The sequence below is a fragment of the Nostoc sp. DedQUE02 genome, from assembly GCF_034531035.1.
GTDB lineage: Bacteria > Cyanobacteriota > Cyanobacteriia > Cyanobacteriales > Nostocaceae > Nostoc.
The window spans coordinates 85,676-103,856 of sequence record NZ_JAVRBY020000016.1 but is presented as its reverse complement, the minus strand read 5'-3'; the positions used below and the strand labels follow the sequence as shown (position 1 = coordinate 103,856).

The following is an 18,181-nucleotide window of genomic DNA, read 5'->3' as shown; positions in this document are numbered from 1 at the left end:
CCCGATCAACTGAGGGACGGTAGAATATACCTAATTTTCGTAGCTTCAAAAGCCAAACTATGACGATGCATTCCACACTCCAACGTGCATTTACTAACCGCCGCGTTCTCAAAGTGATTAGCGGTTTGAATAACTTCGACGCAGCTAGCGTGGCTGCTACAGTCAAAGCTGCTGAATTTGGCGGTGCTACTTTTGTCGATATTGCCGCCGATCCAGCTTTAGTCCAACTAGCTAAAAATTTGACAATTTTACCTATTTGTGTATCAGCAGTAGAGCCAGATAAATTTGTGCAAGCAGTGGCAGCTGGTGCTGATTTAATTGAAATCGGAAATTTCGATTCTTTCTATGCTCAAGGACGCCGCTTTGAAGCTCCAGAAGTGCTAGCACTGACTAAGCAAACTCGCGCTCTCCTCCCAGAAATTACCTTATCTGTCACCGTTCCCCACATCCTGGAACTAGATCGACAAGTACAGCTAGCAGAAGAACTGGTGAAAGCTGGAGCAGACATTATCCAAACCGAAGGCGGTACTAGCAGTAACCCAGTTCACCCCGGAACTCTAGGATTAATTGAAAAAGCTGCTCCCACCTTGGCAGCAGCTTTTGAGATTTCCCGTGTAGTTTCAGTGCCAGTATTATGTGCCTCCGGCATTTCTAACGTTACTGCACCATTAGCGATCGCATCTGGTGCTGCTGGCGTTGGTGTTGGTTCCGCCATCAATCAACTCAATAGCGAAGTCGCCATGATTGCTGCTGTGCGTGGCTTAGTAGAAGCCTTAGCGACTGCAAGAGTGCTGACTGAGAAGTAGGGCATTGGGGATTGGGCATGGGGCATTGGGCATTGGAGATTGAAAAGAGACAGGGTAGACAAGGAAGACGGGGAATAACAGAAAAAGATTTATTCAATAATTCCTCCTTGTCCCCCTTGTCCCCCTTGTCCCCCTTGTCCCTTGCTCCCTGCTCCCCTGCTCCCCTGCCCCCCTGCCCCTCTGCCCCTCTGCCCCTCTGCCCCTCCGCCCCTCCTCTCCCCTCACCCCAAACAATCTTTCAACGCATAAATCACCTGGTCTTGCTGCTGTTGTGTCAGTTCTGGGAACATAGGCAAGGATATAACCTCATGGCAAGCTTGCTCTGCTATTGGTAAGTCCCCAATTTCATAGCCCAGACTTTGATAAACTGGCTGCAAATGTAAAGGGTGGGGGTAGTAAATCATTGAACTCACGCCCTGTTCTTGCAATTGACTACGCACCCAATCTCGATATTTAGCACTAGAACCATTGCGCCCTTCGCCAGATATGCGAATAGTATATTGATTCCATACCCCAATACCTTCAGGTAATTCTTGGGGCGGGACAATCCCCGGAACTTGGCTAAGAAACTGGTAGTAATAGTTGGCAATATCTCGTCTTCGAGAATTCCAAATATCTAAATAACGTAGCTTAATCTGCAAGATGGCTGCTTGGAGAGCATCTAATCGGCTATTTACACCGATTTCTTCATGTAAATATCGAACCTTACTACCATGATCTCGTAGGATTCGCAATTTAGTGGCGATCGCAGGGTCATTAGTCGTTATTGCTCCACCATCGCCACAACCACCAAGATTTTTGGTAGGGTAGAAACTAAAGCAACCAATATGTCCAATACTTCCGACTTTTTGATCGGCCCAAATTGCTCCTGTAGACTGAGCGCAATCTTCAATTATGGACAAATTGTGAGACTGAGCGATCGCCATCAATGATGTCATATCCACAGGTTGTCCAAAGAGATGAACCGGGATAATCGCTTTGGTTTGGGGTGTAATCGCCGCCGCGACTCGCTCCACATCCAAATTAAACGTGGTCGCGTCAATATCGACGAAAACAGGCTTTGCACCGACGGCGCTAATTACTTCAGATGTCGCAATAAAGGTAAAAGGCGTTGTAATCACTTCATCGCCTGCACCAATGTCCAAAACTCGTAACGCTAAGTAGAGCGCATCAGTACCAGAATTACAAGCCACACATTCAGTGACAGTATTATAAGCGGCAAATTGTTGTTCAAAGCCTTCGACTAAGGGGCCGCCAATATAGCGGCCAGAAGCTAAAACCTCTAAGACGGCTGCACTTACTTCTGCTTCGATGGTGGTGTATTGCTGCTTGATATCAAAGACAGGGATGGGATTTACACTTTGGATCATGAGTTCTCATTTTATCGGGAGATACAAAGGATGCACTTCGACAGTCAATTTTTGCTGATTGAATTGTTAATCAAAAAGGAGCTACGAAAAGACTATCGCCCAAGATACGCATCTATTAGGGTTTTTACTTAAATTGTGGTGCGGGAAACCACTGCACATTTAATTTACAGATAGTAGGCATACTAGGTGTTTGCCATGTTAAGGTCGTACCATTTGGAATTTTGAATTGATGAAAGTGATATATATCAACCAAGATCCAACACATCGGATCAAAGTTCCTCTTGTGTATACTGCTTGGAGAAGAAAACATTAGGAAATAGAGAACCCATGCAGGATCTGATCAAGCTGGATTTCGTGGATTTAGCTATAGCTGTGGGATTGATGGCGATCGCCATTGGTTTATCTGCCTGGGAAAAATTAGGATTAGAGTTGAACCTAGCCCTTGCTACTGGGAGAACCATCTTACAACTTCTTGTATTGGGATACATTTTAGATTTCATCTTGGCTTTAGACAATCCTTGGGCAGTTTTGGCGCTATTAGCAATAATGCTGACAATTACGGCGATTGTCGCACGAAATCGCATTACTCCAAAAATTCCTTATCTGTTGCCTTTGGTGTGGGGTGCAATTTTAATTAGTACCGCCGTGACAGTGTTTTACATCAACTTCTTAATCGTTCAACCAGAGAGATGGTACGAACCACAGTATATAATTCCCCTAGCAGGGATAGTTTTAGGAAATGCGACTAATGCAGCTGCGATCGCAGGCGATCGTCTGGTCAGCACCATTAATTCCAGCCATCTCGAAATAGAAACCCATTTAAGCTTAGGTGCAACTCCAGAGCAAGCAGTTAGCCAGTATCGCAAAGACGCCATCAAAGCCGGATTGATTCCTACTCTTAATCAAATGATACTCATAGGTATGGTCGCAATACCAGGAATTACCACCGGACAGTTATTAGCTGGTGTCAAACCTCTAGATGCTGTCTCCTACGAAATTTTGATTATGTTTATGGTTGCTTTTGCTAATTTGTTGACAACAGTTTTAGTCACAAAGGGGTTGTGTCGTCAATTTTTTAATTCCGCCGCGCAGTTGGTGAGATGAAGAGTGCTGAGTGATGAGTGCTGAGTGCTGAGTCAAGAGTCAAGAGTAAGGAATTAATCTACTCCAAAATAAGTATTTCATTTTCTTGTAGGGGCGCACAGCCAGCTATGCGCCCCTACAAGTCTCTACACAATTGAAATATCAAGAGATTTTGGAAGCGCATCTATCCTATGAAGTATTTTATACAAAGCATAAATAAATATTTATATAGTTATTTAAAAATCATGTGATTTTAGTATTCAAACCTGACGCTGTAAAGCTGAAAATTCAACCTATTACTGTCTATCGGAGGTAACAGAACCAAAAAAGGAATGTCATCATTATGAGATGTACCTAAAGGTAGGGATGTCAAGTAGGTGAAATATTTATTAATATTATTAATAGATAGTAAATGTAAATTCAGCGTCAGGAATCCGAAAAAATTCCTAATGGCAGGTATTGAGCATCAATCACCAGATTGTTCACCAACGGAACAGAAGATTATGAAAGATCAAAAACGATCGGACTCTAAAGAATTCGTCGGAAATCTCAAGAATGGAATTTGGCTATTTGGCCTGTCATCTTGGGTATTTGGCATTACCGATCGCAGCATTGCTTCATTTGCAGATGGCTATCTATCTGCTTTGGATTTGACGCAACTATTTACGGCGGCTACATTCTTTGTGGCGTGGCTGTTTTTGAAACCGACATCTAGAGTGTAAGTTAACCAACTAATTAGTATCCAGTCACAGGCGCTAGTCCGATTGAGATTTAGAAAGTTATCTATTTGATGGCATGAAAGGTGTGCGACAGAATGCATAAATTATTTTGCAGCGATCGCAATCAAGGTAATTCGTAAAATCTCCGAGTTACCCTGATTTCGAGTGATTACGGGAGAGAATCAGGATCGATACCAAGTTCGCGTAACCTCTGTGCCAACATTTGGGCACGTTCTTCTGGCGTTAGTAAACGTCGTTCTTGCTCGTTATACCAGTACAGCCACTCTCGCGTGATACCGTGATATATTCCTCGTTCTATGCCAATTCCCAAACCTACCTCTGGTAGCCAAACAGGATTTCCTGACAGCAATTGGTACTCGTTATTGACTAATTTATAGACCTCTAAGTGTTGCTTGCGGCGGCGAGTAGGATTATAAACAACATAATACAAGACTTTAAGCTTTGCGTACTCGTTTTTTTTGGTAGTGTATTCTCCGCGATAAGTCTGAGATACTACTTCCAGTACCAATATAGGAACTTTTTCTTCTTCCCAAATTGCATAACTTAGACGGAGGTTTTCATCAAAAAATCGCTCAACTCCCAGGCTTAAAAATCCATCTGGCACTATCGGTGGTAGATTGGGGTCATAGTAAACAGCCATATCAGCCCCGAAAAACCAGTCCATTCGATCCGCCCATGCCATTGCCAGTACGGCTTTAAGTAAACTAGGAATTAAGTCTTGTAGTTCATTATCCACAGGGGTATCGTCAGAGTCGGGCAGTTCCTCAGAGGAGGGCAAGCAAGCTAATGGATTGTACTCTAACATGATGGGTTCGGGGATTTTTTCACAATCCAGACTTCTTAAATTGTAGCTAGATTGTATCTTTTACCTTGTGAAGTCAAAGTTATAGCTCTTTTGATTTTGGTGTATCTAAAAAAATTTTTCTAATTTTCCGGAACTGATTATAGTCACGTGGTAGTCTTTATCATCAGATTAGCGTTAGCGATTTATACTGAAACTTTATAACGAACCTCCGGGGAATATAACCCCATTACGGATTAAAAGCCCGGTCTTCATGGCCGGGCTTTTGCCAAGAAATAAAAGAATTGGGGTAACTCTGAAAAATCCCAGAATTACCCCAAACTTTTAAAGTTACGGATTGTTCTTAACTCCTAACTCTTGTAAAGACGCGATTCATCGCGTCTCTACTCCTAACTACTGATTAAATTAGGCAAACGCAGCAGTTGTCACATCGTTATTCGACAGAATTTCTTGCAACTCTTCAGCGTCTACTGTTTCTTTATCAACCAGCATTTGCGCTAGCTGATCTAGAATGTGGCGATTGCCCACTAACACTTCTTTCGCGCGTGTATAGGCTACATCTACAAGTTTGCGGACTTCTTCATCAATAGCGGCAGCAGTTTCTTCAGAAAAATCACGCTCTGACATGATATCTCGTCCGAGGAACATGTTACCTTGTTGACGACCAAGAGCAACAGGCCCTAAGCGATCGCTCATGCCAAATCGGGTAATCATTTGACGAGCAACCCGTGCTACTTGTTGGAGGTCATTAGAAGCACCAGTGGTAACTTCTTCTTCACCAAAGATTAATTCTTCAGCAATCCGACCACCCAAAGCCACAGCCATCTGATTTTCCAGATAAGCGCGGCTGTACAAACCTGTGTCCATGCGGTCTTCACTAGGAGTAAACCAAGTTAAACCACCTGCACGACCGCGAGGGATGATGCTAATTTTTTGTACTGGGTCATAATCTGGCATCAAAGCACCAACTAAAGCGTGACCAGCTTCGTGATAAGCTACCAAGGTTTTGCGCTTTTCGCTCATTACCCGGTCTTTCTTCTCTGGCCCAGCTAATACGCGATCGATCGCGTCGTTGATTTCATCCATTGAAATTTCAGTCAAATTCCGGCGTGCTGCCAGAATTGCGGCTTCATTCAACAGGTTGGATAAATCTGCGCCAGTAAATCCAGGGGTACGACGAGCGATTTTATCCAAGTCCACATCTTTCGCCAAGGTCTTACCACGGGCATGAACCTTGAGGATTTCGCTGCGTCCGGCATAGTCGGGACGGTCTACCACAACTTGACGGTCAAAGCGACCAGGACGCAATAAGGCTGCATCTAGGACATCAGGACGGTTGGTAGCGGCAATAATGATAATGCCAGTGTTGCCTTCAAAGCCATCCATTTCTGTGAGCAACTGGTTGAGGGTTTGTTCCCGCTCATCGTTACCACCACCTAAACCTGCACCCCGTTGACGACCTACAGCGTCAATTTCATCGATGAAGACGATACAAGGAGCATTGGTTTTAGCTTGTTCAAATAAATCGCGGACGCGGGATGCACCCACACCGACGAACATTTCCACAAATTCTGAACCGGAGATTGAGAAGAAGGGTACACCTGCTTCACCAGCTACAGCACGAGCTAGGAGGGTTTTACCTGTACCAGGAGGGCCAACTAACAGCACACCTTTAGGAATTTTTGCACCAACGGCGGTAAAGCGATCGGCGTTTTTCAAAAAGTCTACGACTTCGTTTAATTCCAACTTGGCTTGGTCAATACCAGCGACATCGCCAAATGTCACCTGAGTTTGTGGTTCCATTTGCACTCTGGCTTTTGATTTGCCAAAGTTCATTGCTTGGCTACCTGGGCCACTTTGAGCGCGACGTAGTAAGAAGAATAAGCCAACCAAAAGCAATACAGGGAAAAATAAGCTGCTCAGTGCCTTAAACCAAAATCCTTCGTCGGTTTGGGGCAAAACAGAAATATCAACGCCTTTAGAAGTCAGAGTATTAATCAAGTCTGGATCGTTGACTAAGGTAACAATCCGTTTCGCTGGGTCATATTTGGGTGTAACCAGTGCTGTAGAGCGGTCTGCACTCAAACTGACTTTTTCTACTCTGCCTTGCTGAACTTCTTGAATAAAGCGACTGTATCGCCATGTCTCTCTGCTTTGGGGTTGTTTGTCAAAAAATGCTGTTCCCAGCGCAATTACGACAATAAACAGCAGCGCGTACAGCCCTGCATTTCTCCATCTTTTATTCACTAAGGTCTATCCTCCGGTATTTTTCGCGCAATCGCCTAGCTTCTCTGCTCGAAAAGGTGATTATTAAGATTTATGTTAACTTATCTTAAGATATAACAAATTTGGTGTGGTTGTCATACTAAAAAAAGCTCCCTTATTAGCTGAAAACTTTGATGGTAGGGATTACATTGTAGCGACCCTGAAGGCAGATGAACTGTATGAATGGGAATAATTTCGACCACACTATTAGTGTAGGCGATCGCTTCAAATCTCTGGACTAACTCGACGCTCCAAGTTTCTTCTCGCACTGACTGCTGGTGGTTTTGCAACCAGTTTACAAGTTGCGATCGCATAATTCCCGGCAAAATTCCGGCCTTTATTGGTGGCGTGTACCAAGTGCGATCGCACCATCCCCAAAGGTTGCCTGTACTGGTTTCTAGCCAATTTCCTTGAGCATCGACTAATATTGCTTCTTGAGCATCTGAGCTAGTTTTTGCCAACCAAGCACTCAAATAGTTTCCAGTTTTATGAGAGGGGAGCGAGCGAGAAAATTCTGAACTGGCAACAGCGCATGAAATACCATTCTTTTGTTTTTCTGTCAAATTTTGTGGTAATGATCTCCCAGTTATCCATTCTCGTCCATCGGGAAAGAGGGTGATTCTGAGAACGGGGAAGTGTGCCAGAAGAATTTGAGCGCCTTGACGCAGACGGTTCCAATCGGGTTGCTGCCAACCAAAAGATTGTAGTGAGAAGAGTAAGCGATCGCAGTGTGCTTGCCAATGAGTTAAATTACTGTCTAGGGAGTTCTCATAAACCCGCAATGTTGTAAAAACAGTTGCCCCATAAAGTAAACCCGGATCGTTAATGTTTAATTCTAGGGTTTGAGAGTGAATTAATTTGCCGTCATACCAAAAAATATTTGTCACAACCAAATTGCTTGTTGCTACAACTCCATTGAAAAGTGATGACTTGTAATGCTCATACGCTGCATGAGATAAAATCTGTGGGCTGCAAATCGCTGAACGCCAGAATCTAGACTCAGGTGTTTACACTGATGATTTCTGGCATATTCAATTAGCCACTGAAGTAATTGTTGACCATAGCTGTGTGATCGTTTCAACTCATCAACCACTAAATCATCAATATATAAAAACTTTCCCAATGCTAAACAATGAGAAATACGAAATCCAGCAATCGCTACAACTTGCTTTTCTACCTCTAAGAATGCAAGTTGATATCCTTCTTTCATTTGATATCGAACTTGTTCTACAAAATTATCCTGCTCCAGGTGCGGGCGCAACTGAGAAATAACAGGAAAACACCCTAATATTTGAAAATCAGATTCTGCCACTTTTATTGACATTAGTATTGTTCATAAAGATTACGAATTACGAATTACGAATTACGAATTATGAATTATTTTAATCCTTTGGGGGAAATATAATTTTATTTGTGCCTTCAGGAGTTGTAACTATTTTTCCTCCCAAAGCTTCGATTTCTCTAATTGCGCGTTTCTGAGTTCTTTCATCAGCATGATTATTTAAAACCATTGACCATGTAGAAATTTGAGCATATTTACTATTAGGATTTCGACTCAGAAATTCCGCAGTCTTTTGGGAAGTATTAGCTATAAGCTGACTCTCTGGATCTGAAAATTTACTTGCCCAATTTGCCGCCGTTGCAAAAGACTGTTGAGCAGCTTTTGCGTTGCCTAAAAATAATAACTCATCAACTCCTTTATAACGCCATATATAATAAGACTTTTTGGGAACTGAGGGAGATATTGATTTTAAGCCTTTCTCTGATATTGCGATCGCCCGTTCTGGCATACCAGCATATAATGAAGTACTGATCGAAAGACTGCGATACGCTGCTAAAAATCGCGGGTCGCGTTCTAGAATAACTTTAAAATATTCTGGACTTAAACTGTAACCTGTTTTATCCCGAATTTCATCATCTCCAAAATATTGGAGAAAATTGAGATATACCAAATCTGCAACAAAGTTATCATAACCAAAACTAGGCGTTTTTTCGAGAAAATTTAGACGGATATTTTCAGCTTTTATTTCTTTTTTTAAAGTTTCTAAAGAGGCAGATTGTTTTCTATTTATTAATTTTTGCAATTGGGGGAATTGAATCAACCCAACTCCTAAAATACACATAGAAATTACAAAAGGTGTAGCAAAAGCTTGACGAGATAACAACATATTTCCTTTGTCTTGATCATTATAGTCATATTATTGTATACATGGTGGTATAAAAAAGTCAGCCCTAGCACGTATATGCGTTGCTAGTCCAAATAAAAATAAGTTGATAAAATAAATTTATTTAATACTTAAGTATAAAATTATACTAATATTTTTTAGCTCAAAAATATATCTAGCTTATTTTATGTACTAAAAGGAGCTAATTTATACCTCATTGCAACGAAGTATTCAAAAGCTAATTAAATAATTCTTTCAAAATCACGTCACATTAAGATAAGAGGAAACCCTACCGCAGTGCTAGACTCACTGCAACATAATAGCTCTAAAATCTAAAATGGTATTATTCTTTTTCTAAGATAAATTTGACTTTAGGAAATCATAACTTTTTTTTAGTAAAACATTTTTAAATTATTAAGTTGTTTTGACTTTAGTTACTTTTTTTTAGTAAAAGCCTTAAAACTTTTGACATAATCTAAAATTGTATTTTGTTTATATTTAAATCTTTAAGCTCTAAAATGTCATGGTAAATAATACTTTTAACGAAAACACAGAAATTAATGGTCAGTCCATCGAAAACGTGGAAAATAATAGTCAAATTAGCAAACCAAGTAATGAATTTAAAAGAAAAGTTAAGAATCTGAATACTAGAGGAGAAGGATTCAATATTGATGATGTTATTGATGCTATTAAAACAGCAATAGTTGAAGTTGTAGAGCTAGAAATTACAACTTGGGTTCCAGACCCCTCCAATCAACAACCACAAGAGCAACAAATTGCTCAAACAGGTAATCGAATTCATACTATCATCAATCTAATTGATGGTGATATAACTAATGAAGTTGGTAGTCAATTTGTTGGCAGTGGCCCATATACAGAACTTCGTGAATTTCATCTCAGTCAAATAAAAGAAAGTCGGGAGATTATGCAAAAAAATATAGAAAGTTTGCATAAGTTGTATGGATTTTTTATAGAGATTATGAAATCTCGCAAAACTTCACAACAATTGCTATCCCGACCATAATAGTTGATATTTATTAATTAATAGTAACACTAAAATACCTACAGGATATGAGCTTATCCCAACCTGTAGGTTAATTTGCTTTAGAGAAATCAAGGAAATTCTGACTATGCCTAATAAAATTCAAGAGCAAGCCAAAGATTTGCTAGAAAAAGTAGTCTCATCTGTACATGGATTAGTTGATGATATTACAGCTTTAGAAGTAAATACAATGGTTGTGGAGCAAATTACAGGTGCAAAGTTTAATGCTTGGCAAGCGTATGAAGAGATTTATTCAATAAACGACAAAGACTACTTTGATAGCAAAGGAATTCCAAATCCAGACGATTTATCAGAACCAGAAAAAACTCAAGCTCAAGAGCTACGCAAGCGTTATACTAGCCTATTTTCGCAACTTGAAAGAGAATATTTTTACATTCTCCTTGAACAAAGTAATGACACTAGTGAGCCAGATTCCAGGATAATACAATATCAGGAGCGTCTTAAATATCAGGTGGAACATAAAGCAAATATTGTTCCAACTGATGAGGTATACATAAAGTTAGCTCGACCAATATTGCCTGCTCCAACTCCTGTTGCAGATCAAGAAGATAATAATCAAAAAAGTTTGCAGCAAAGATGGCGAGAGATTGAAGAACTTTTGAATAATGATAAATTTATTCGCACACTGCGGAAAATGTCTGAACTAAAAGCTGCACTTAATAGTGGGAATATTACTAGCGTAGATATCGATATTATCTATGCTCAAACTGTGATGCAGTTAGATGGAGATATTATCAGTCGTTACCATAAAAACCTATTTCAATTACCTGATGGAGATAGAGATTTAATCCTAAAAATACATAATGAAGGGGTAGTGGCTGGAGAAAAACAATGGCGTGGAACACTAGATTTTCTGATTGGTATTGTACAAAGTATCGCCAAATTATCCCGAAATGAACGTTTATAAAACACACACAGATCATCAAGCTGATGTTCAACTATCTTTCTTTGTGCAAATCCCTCAAGGTACTCCGATTGAACTCGAAATTAAGGTTGAGTCAGCACAGTATAGTTTTTATCTAAACAATGCAATTTTAAAACAAATTGAGCAAGCACGAAAAATAGGTTGCTCTCTGTATCTTCCACCAAAATTACTAGCTTATCTTTGGTACTATAGCTGCTTTAGTGATGAGATTTGCTTTAGTAAGAACAGTATGCAATACAAGAAATTAGTAATTACTAAAAAAAGCTTTAAAATATTTGATAATAGCTTTTTAGTAAATTTTATAAATTTATTTTGGAGGAAATCATTACAAAATAAATCGAATTTACAGAATGGGCTTACTTTTAATTCTTATTATAGAGAAGATATATCAGCTTTATATCTTTGGAAAGAACAAGATATTGTTTTACAAAGCAATATATTATTTTATGGCGACATAATTCACAAAATCAGGAGTGATTTTATTCAAAATCCTGAGTGTTTAAATATTGTTTATGTGCATTATTGGCTTATTGAAGAAATACTAAACAGTTTTCGGACTAAATTAAATCTATTAGCTTGGGAGCTAGCTTCGCTATTTCCTGCTGCTTTTTTCGTTTTGAAATTAAATTTAGCACTTTCATTATCAATATTTACTGGGCTAGTAACATCTTTTGTATTTGCGACTATTCGCTATTGGCTTGTTAATCAACTTCCGAGATGGACTTCTATTAACTCTCAATATCGCAATTGGCTGGCGTGGGGAGTAACTTGTGTCACTTCTAGTATTTTTCTTTTTACTCCCACTGATTTCTTACTTTTACTGTTGTTGTCACTGCTTGGGCCACTATTACAAAGGTTTTTTAGTTTTATAGTGGGGCAAATTGGTAAAGGTTTCATGCGTTGGTTACTAGCTTGAAAATTGGGTATGAGGCATTGAAAAAATTACTCGTGACAGACTATTTAAAAAAATTAAGTAGTTGACATATTCAAACAATGTTACCCAAATTAAATCAGACTTTCTAAGTATGTTTTAACAACTGCCAACACTGTTCGGCGATCGCCCAATCTTCTTGAGTATGAATAACCAATATCCGTACTGCTGAATCGGGTGTAGCAATATCCTCATCTACAGGCTGCTGGTGATTTTTCTCAAGGTCAAGTTTTAGTCCGATAAATCCAAAGGCTTCACAAGCGGCTTGGCGAATTTCCCAAGAGTGTTCGCCCACGCCTGCTGTGAACACTAAAGCATCTAATCCCCCCAAACTCGTAAGCATTGCGCCGATCGCAGAACGCAAGCGATGCACGTAGATATCCCACGCTAGTTGAGCGCGGGAATTACCTTGAGCCATCGCTTCTCTTACTTCACGCATATCACTAGACACACCCGAAATTCCCTTTAACCCAGAAGCTTTATTTAATAACTCATCCAACTTTTCTACAGAGTAATTGCAGTGGCGCAACAAATAAATCAGAATCCCCGGATCGACTGAACCAGAACGACTACCCATCATCAATCCTTCTACGGGCGTGAATCCCATAGTGGTATTAATACTGCGACCATTTTTAATCGCCGCTAAAGAGCAACCATTACCCAAATGGCAAATAATTAACCGCTCAGATGCAACATCTCCACCGAGAATTTGGACAGCACGTTGAGAACAGTATTGATGACTAATACCATGAAACCCATAGCGGCGAATACCTTGCTCTACCCACTGATATGGGCCGGGATAGATTGCTGCTGCATCAGGTAAAGTCCTATGAAATGCGGTATCAAAGGCTGCTACTTGGGTGACATCTCCTAAGATTTGTTCAATTGCTTCTATGCCTTCCAAACCCACTGGATTATGCGCTGGAGCCAGGTTAGACAGATCAGCGATCGCCTTTTTGACATCCTCTGTAATTAACACACTATCTCGATAATCCTCTCCACCATGTACTATCCGATGCCCCACCACATCGATTTCTGACAAGCGATCGATTACCTTGGTTGCACCATGACTAAGTGTATTGAGCATATAAGTAAGGTGCGCCTGTGGAGAATCACCAGAGATTGATTTTTGCAGCGTTCCACCCGTAGCAGTTTTCACCTCAATTTCTGCCACAGCCCGATCTTGAGTCCAGTTGATTTTCCCTTCCCAAAGGGGTTCGGGTGCTTGGCTGGGGAGAGCTTCATCTGCAATTTCATACAGGCAACTCTTTTGGCTGCTCGATCCGGCATTCAGTACCAGTATCTTCATAGTGACAACAGAAAAAGACGATTTCCTCTGATCGTGCCACTAATTGTAGCTTCATGCTTAGTACAGTTTTGCGTAAAAGCATAGCGTTTTTAATGCAGGGGAACGCATTAACAAAGCAGGCTGACGCATTAACAATGCAGGCTGACGCATTAACAATGCAGGCTGACGCATTAACAATGCAGGCTGACGCATTAACAATGCAGGCTGACGCATTAACAATGCAGGCTGACGCATTAACAATGCAGGCTGACGCATTAACAAAGCGGGCAAAGTGCCTCATCAAGTCAAAGCGCGTAACTTTCTGCACAGCTGCTTATTTCACCCCTCTTTCTACTGTTCGGGGATACGGTACACAGTTTGAAGATGCAGGTTTTATTTTTACAAGAGCAGGTACTAGGAAGCGAGGAGAAGTGGCTTGCTCAGTTATCATTTCGTAGGTTGATTGGGCGGATGTCGCGGATCTTTAGGGTTCTTTTGCCTGCGTTATCGTCGTCATCAATTGTTACCAGGTATTTCACGACCGTATGGTTTGCATTTCCACCAGTCACGGTAGTAACAAATGCTGAGTAACTGTTAGTGTTTGTGCCACAACCACTCCGGTCATGAAAGGTTTGATTCCATTCACCAATATGGACACCTTCACCTCGTGGCTCATCACCACTCTGTTTAATTTCATTTAGGAGAGCTACTTTCAGTTGAGATAGCTTTGATTTTTTATCAGCAAGCATAAGTTTAAGAAAGCGATCGCGATTAAACTGGTCAAGGTTGCCGCCGTTGCTGCATTTATCTTCGTAGTTGGCCTCAGCCGAATCCGGGCTGGTCATTACCAGTGCTGGGATCTTGGGAGACTGAGCGGCGTGCCCACTTGTTGCCGCTAGTGCGAGAACACATAAAGTAAAAAAACCAAAGCGCATTCAATTCTCCGAGCGTGAATTAGTGTGTCCAATCAAGATTAACTGCAACGGACACTAAAGGACAGGATTTGCTCGGTAGGCTTATGCAGCAAAGGGGTGAAATGAGCAGTGATACCAAAAGTTACGAGTATGCAAGAAACGAAACCCTCAACTGAAATCGTTATACTAACTGTGGGAGGCTGTTTATCTATCCAGCCAGATTCCATAGTTGTGTTTTTTTATAGCTTGTTGCACTATGTCATTCTTCAAAACCCCGCTAATTGGTTTAAAAGCTGACTCATTTCGTCATCCGTTAGACCTGGAAGCTACCAGAGCGCTCAAGCAGATACCAGGCATAGATATGTTGGTGCGAAACTGGCTTGGCCCAATGGCAGAGCAGGTTTTCTATGTGGAAAATATTGCCTCCAGTGTTCTGGTAGGTGAAAAGCAACTGCCCGATTTACACAAATTGTTGTTAGATGCCTGTAAAACCCTGGATATAGATCCTCCCCAGTTGTACGTCCGGCAACATCCGGCTCCCAACGCCTATACTTTTGCTATGCGGAGTAAGCAGCCCTTTGTTGTGCTACACACTTCCCTAATTGATATGCTCACACCGGAGGAAATACAGGCAGTAATTGCCCACGAATTGGGACATCTCAAGTGCGACCATAGCGTTTACTTGACTCCTGTAAATTTACTTATATTAGCGGCGGCGATTGTGCCCAATGTCGGTACTTTCGTTGCCCAAGCCATACAGGCGCAACTTTTGGAATGGGTACGTTGTGCTGAGTTTACCTGCGATCGCGCCGCATTACTAGCAACCCAAGACCCCAAAGTTGTCATGTCAGTGTTGATGAAGTTGGCGGGTGGTTCCCCCACCTTAGCGCCACAACTGAATCTTGATGCTTTTATTGCCCAAGCCCACGCTTACGATGATATTAGTAAGACAGAACTAGGCGAAATGGTTAAAGCCGCCCGCACAGCCCAATTAACTCATCCAGTACCAGTGCTACGGGCACGAGAAATTGACCGTTGGGCAAGTAGCACAGAATATCAAACTCTGTTGCAAAGTCATGGATTGAAGTCTACTAATAATGAAGTTGCACCCAAAGGTGGGTGGCGCAATTGGTAGAGTTATTAATCGCAATCACTTTTATACTTTGTAGAAGGGAAAACGAGATTCTCCTCATCCACTAGACGTTTCCAGAAATTAAATATGCATTATCCAGAATCCTTGTAGAGACGTAGCAATGCTACGTCTCTACATTCTTTTAGCAATGCTACGTCTCTACATTCTTTTTCACCAGAAATGCAGAATATTAGTAAAACTTTAGAAGTAGTTTTATGCATTAATTAATATATTTGTCAATATTATAAATGCAATGTCTGGCAACAAGCCGCTTCTCGTAGCTTGTTTGAACCTATAAGTGTGCGTCTACAGACTTATGTAAAATATTGGTACAGCCAAAAAATTAGCTAATGACCAGGTTTCCCTACGACCAGTTTGCAAAAGATTATCTTAAAGAATTGTTACAACCATTGGGAGAAGTTGAAACAAGTCGGAAAGTTCCGGCGGAAATCCGAGAGGTTGATGTTTATTTTGTCCCTTCACTCGAATCGGCAAGCGATACTATACAATTAGGACTGCTAGGAAAATTTGCGGCTGAACCTGCATTAATTGAACCATTTAGAAATGCGGCTACAATTGCAGAAATCCGTAGCTGTATGAATAAGCTTTTTGATATTTTCGCTGAAGTAAAGCGTCAGAGTAAAGTTGATAAAAGTCGGATTACAGAATCAGATTTACCACGATTATGGATTTTTTCACCTACAGCGTCAGAATCTATATTGGATGGTTTTAGAACTCAGCTAAATGATCAAAATTGGGGAACAGGAGTACATTTTTTAGCTGATTATTTGAGAACGGCAATTGTGGCAATTCATCAATTACCCTCTACAGAAGAAACACTATGATTGAGAATTTTAGGTAAGGGAAGAGTCCAACAACAAGCTATAGATGAACTAGAAGCGCTTCCCCAAAATCATCCCTTACGTTCCAAAGCAATTGATTTATTATTGAATTTAAAGACTACCTTAGAATTCAATCAAAATATAGACGAGGAAGACAGAGATTTAATTATGCGCCTATCACCCATTTACGAGCAAAAATTAGCAGCAGTTAAACAAGAAGGAATTCAAGAAGGAATTCAAGAAGGAATCCAAGAAGGAATCCAAGAAGGAATCCAAGCAGAACGTCGTAATGTTATAGAGAATTTATTGCGAGTTCGCTTTGGTTCTTTGGATGCAGAACTAAGAGTAATTATTGAACCTTTGTTGGCATTATCTCCGGCGGAATTTACTCCTTTATTGCTGCAACTATCCAGAGAAGAACTATTAAATAGGTTCCTCTAGAACAACTGTGCCGAAGATACTGGCTTGTCCAGGTTGACTAATAAATCAATCATTACTTAAGCCTGTTCAATCAAATTAAAAAACATCCTATTAGTTAACTTATACTCACTACCATAACAGTTGTAAGTAGAAAGGCTTAATTAAATCAAAACTCCTAGTAAACGGCTCTAGCCATTTAAAATCTTATGCAGAGCAATAAATTGCTCACTACTACATTTAATTATGTCTACCTACTTATCCAACGGCGATCGCTTTCAACCCATTAACCTTTTTGAGTACGAAAAACTAGCAAGAGAGTATCTGTCTCAAACGACACTTGATTACTATAGCAGTGGTGCTTGGGACGAAATCACATTGCGAGATAATCGTGCTGCTTTTGAGCGAGTCAAGCTGCGACCTCGGATATTAGTCGATGTGAGCGATCGCAATCTCACTACCTCTATTTTAGGACAACCCCTGCAACTACCATTGTTAATCGCACCAATGGCTTTTCAATGTCTAGCTCATCCAGACGGAGAAGTTGCCACGGCTTTAGCTGCTGCATCAGCTGGCGTGGGCATGGTTTTAAGTACAATGGCAACAAAGAGCATTGAAGAAGTGGTGACTGCATGTAATCAGTTTCCAAATTCTCTGCGATGGTTCCAGCTTTACATTCATAAAGACCGAGGATTAACTCGTGCTTTGGTAGAAAAAGCCTATAATGCAGGCTACAAAGCACTTTGTCTAACTGTAGATGCACCCGTTCTTGGACAGCGCGAGAGAGATAGACGTAATGAGTTTGCCTTACCCCAAGACTTACATCTGGCTAATCTTGCTAGCATCTCAGGATTAGATATTTCCCATGAAAAAGGCGAATCTGGGCTATTTACCTATTTTGCCCAACAGCTAAACCCAGGAGTCAGTTGGCAAGATTTAGAATGGTTGCAGTCTTTATCTCCATTACCTTTAGTTATCAAAGGAGTTTTACGGGGAGATGATGCTGTGCGGGCTGTAGAATATGGAGCTAAAGCAATTATTGTTTCCAATCATGGAGGCAGGCAACTCGATGGTGCGATCGCTTCTTTAGATGCTCTAGCTGAAATAGTAGCCGCAGTGGATGGTAAAATCGAAGTCCTCTTGGATGGAGGCATTCGTAGGGGCACAGACATTCTCAAAGCTCTGGCATTAGGGGCAAAAGCAGTACTAATTGGACGACCTATTTTGTGGGGACTAGCGGTAGGAGGACAAATCGGCGTCTCTCATGTAATCTCACTCCTACAAGATGAGTTAAATGTGGGAATGGCACTTAGCGGCTGTGCCAAGCTACAGGATATCGACCGTAGTTTATTGACCCTGCCACGCTTTTAAGCTAGAGACTTCTTAGAACTATCTATTTATTCCAGCAAAATTTTGAGAATTAATTTTCAGACTTGTT

The 18,181-nt window shown here is 40.9% G+C and carries 17 protein-coding genes and 1 pseudogene; 10 read left to right on the top strand and 8 right to left on the bottom strand.

Translation table 11 applies throughout. The features are described from left to right. The first annotated feature begins 59 nt into the window (after positions 1–59). The gene (locus tag RMX98_RS15385; protein WP_322681628.1) at positions 60–806 is read left to right on the top strand and encodes a DUF561 domain-containing protein; all 747 of its coding nucleotides are present in this window, start codon (positions 60–62) and stop codon (positions 804–806) included. A 221-nt stretch (positions 807–1,027) separates the two neighbouring features. Here the strand turns inward: RMX98_RS15385 and RMX98_RS15380 are convergent, their stop codons facing one another. Beyond that, positions 1,028–2,176, bottom strand: a complete 1,149-nt coding sequence (locus RMX98_RS15380; RefSeq protein WP_322681629.1) for a DegT/DnrJ/EryC1/StrS family aminotransferase — start codon at positions 2,174–2,176, stop codon at positions 1,028–1,030. 327 nt (positions 2,177–2,503) lie between these two features. On the opposite strand from RMX98_RS15380, the gene RMX98_RS15375 reads away from it, so the two are divergent. Both RMX98_RS15375 and RMX98_RS15370 read left to right on the top strand, forming a co-directional pair. Then, a complete protein-coding gene (locus RMX98_RS15375) occupies positions 2,504–3,280 on the top strand; it encodes an ABC transporter permease (RefSeq protein ID WP_322681630.1) in 777 nt (258 codons plus the stop codon). Positions 3,281–3,762: 482 nt separating this feature from the next. Further along, complete coding sequence (locus RMX98_RS15370) at positions 3,763–3,981, top strand: hypothetical protein (RefSeq protein WP_094350008.1); 219 nt, start codon at positions 3,763–3,765, stop codon at positions 3,979–3,981. Between the two features lie 166 nt (positions 3,982–4,147). On the opposite strand, the gene RMX98_RS15365 is transcribed toward RMX98_RS15370, so the two are convergent. The 5 genes from RMX98_RS15365 to RMX98_RS15345 form a co-directional block, all read right to left on the bottom strand. Next, positions 4,148–4,804 carry a Uma2 family endonuclease gene (locus RMX98_RS15365; RefSeq protein ID WP_322681631.1) on the bottom strand — a complete coding sequence of 219 codons (657 nt, stop codon included), beginning with the start codon at positions 4,802–4,804 and terminating at the stop codon, positions 4,148–4,150. 402 nt (positions 4,805–5,206) lie between these two features. Beyond that, positions 5,207–7,048: an ATP-dependent zinc metalloprotease FtsH3 gene (gene ftsH3, locus RMX98_RS15360; protein ID WP_322659564.1), complete on the bottom strand. Its 1,842-nt coding sequence runs from the start codon at positions 7,046–7,048 to the stop codon at positions 5,207–5,209. A 113-nt stretch (positions 7,049–7,161) separates the two neighbouring features. After that, positions 7,162–7,944 (bottom strand): aminotransferase class IV, encoded by a 783-nt coding sequence (locus tag RMX98_RS15355; protein WP_322681643.1) that lies wholly within the window; start codon positions 7,942–7,944, stop codon positions 7,162–7,164. Between the two features lie 26 nt (positions 7,945–7,970). Continuing rightward, positions 7,971–8,390: a GNAT family N-acetyltransferase gene (locus RMX98_RS15350; RefSeq protein WP_322681632.1), complete on the bottom strand. Its 420-nt coding sequence runs from the start codon at positions 8,388–8,390 to the stop codon at positions 7,971–7,973. Between the two features lie 58 nt (positions 8,391–8,448). Then, entirely contained in the window at positions 8,449–9,234 is a 786-nt protein-coding gene (locus tag RMX98_RS15345; RefSeq protein ID WP_322681633.1) for a hypothetical protein, read from the bottom strand. Between the two features lie 520 nt (positions 9,235–9,754). Between RMX98_RS15345 and RMX98_RS15340 the strand changes: the two genes are divergently transcribed. The 3 genes from RMX98_RS15340 to RMX98_RS15330 all read left to right on the top strand — a co-directional run bounded on the left by RMX98_RS15340 (position 9,755) and on the right by RMX98_RS15330 (position 12,135). Beyond that, a complete protein-coding gene (locus RMX98_RS15340) occupies positions 9,755–10,255 on the top strand; it encodes a hypothetical protein (protein ID WP_322681634.1) in 501 nt (166 codons plus the stop codon). Between the two features lie 106 nt (positions 10,256–10,361). Continuing rightward, positions 10,362–11,201 (top strand): hypothetical protein, encoded by an 840-nt coding sequence (locus tag RMX98_RS15335; RefSeq protein ID WP_322681635.1) that lies wholly within the window; start codon positions 10,362–10,364, stop codon positions 11,199–11,201. Further along, entirely contained in the window at positions 11,188–12,135 is a 948-nt protein-coding gene (locus RMX98_RS15330; protein ID WP_322681636.1) for a hypothetical protein, read from the top strand. The genes RMX98_RS15335 and RMX98_RS15330 overlap by 14 nt, the downstream gene beginning before the upstream one ends. Before the next feature lie 103 nt (positions 12,136–12,238). Here RMX98_RS15330 and RMX98_RS15325 read toward each other — a convergent pair whose 3' ends face one another. Further along, positions 12,239–13,459, bottom strand: a complete 1,221-nt coding sequence (locus RMX98_RS15325) for an acetate kinase (protein ID WP_322681637.1) — start codon at positions 13,457–13,459, stop codon at positions 12,239–12,241. Between the two features lie 53 nt (positions 13,460–13,512). On the opposite strand from RMX98_RS15325, the gene RMX98_RS15320 reads away from it, so the two are divergent. Next, positions 13,513–13,896: a hypothetical protein gene (locus RMX98_RS15320; protein WP_409881239.1), complete on the top strand. Its 384-nt coding sequence runs from the start codon at positions 13,513–13,515 to the stop codon at positions 13,894–13,896. Here the strand turns inward: RMX98_RS15320 and RMX98_RS15315 are convergent. Beyond that, complete coding sequence (locus RMX98_RS15315; RefSeq protein ID WP_322678606.1) at positions 13,879–14,373, bottom strand: hypothetical protein; 495 nt, start codon at positions 14,371–14,373, stop codon at positions 13,879–13,881. The genes RMX98_RS15320 and RMX98_RS15315 overlap by 18 nt on opposite strands. 235 nt (positions 14,374–14,608) lie before the next feature. On the opposite strand from RMX98_RS15315, the gene RMX98_RS15310 reads away from it, so the two are divergent. From RMX98_RS15310 to RMX98_RS15300, 3 genes and pseudogenes are all read left to right on the top strand, one after another. After that, on the top strand, positions 14,609–15,487 hold the full coding sequence (locus RMX98_RS15310; RefSeq protein WP_322678605.1) for a M48 family metallopeptidase: 879 nt from the start codon (positions 14,609–14,611) through the stop codon (positions 15,485–15,487). A 347-nt stretch (positions 15,488–15,834) separates the two neighbouring features. Beyond that, positions 15,835–16,767 (top strand): annotated as a pseudogene (locus tag RMX98_RS15305) (hypothetical protein). Positions 16,768–16,989: 222 nt separating this feature from the next. Beyond that, entirely contained in the window at positions 16,990–18,114 is a 1,125-nt protein-coding gene (locus tag RMX98_RS15300; RefSeq protein ID WP_322678604.1) for an alpha-hydroxy acid oxidase, read from the top strand. Positions 18,115–18,181 lie beyond the last annotated feature (67 nt).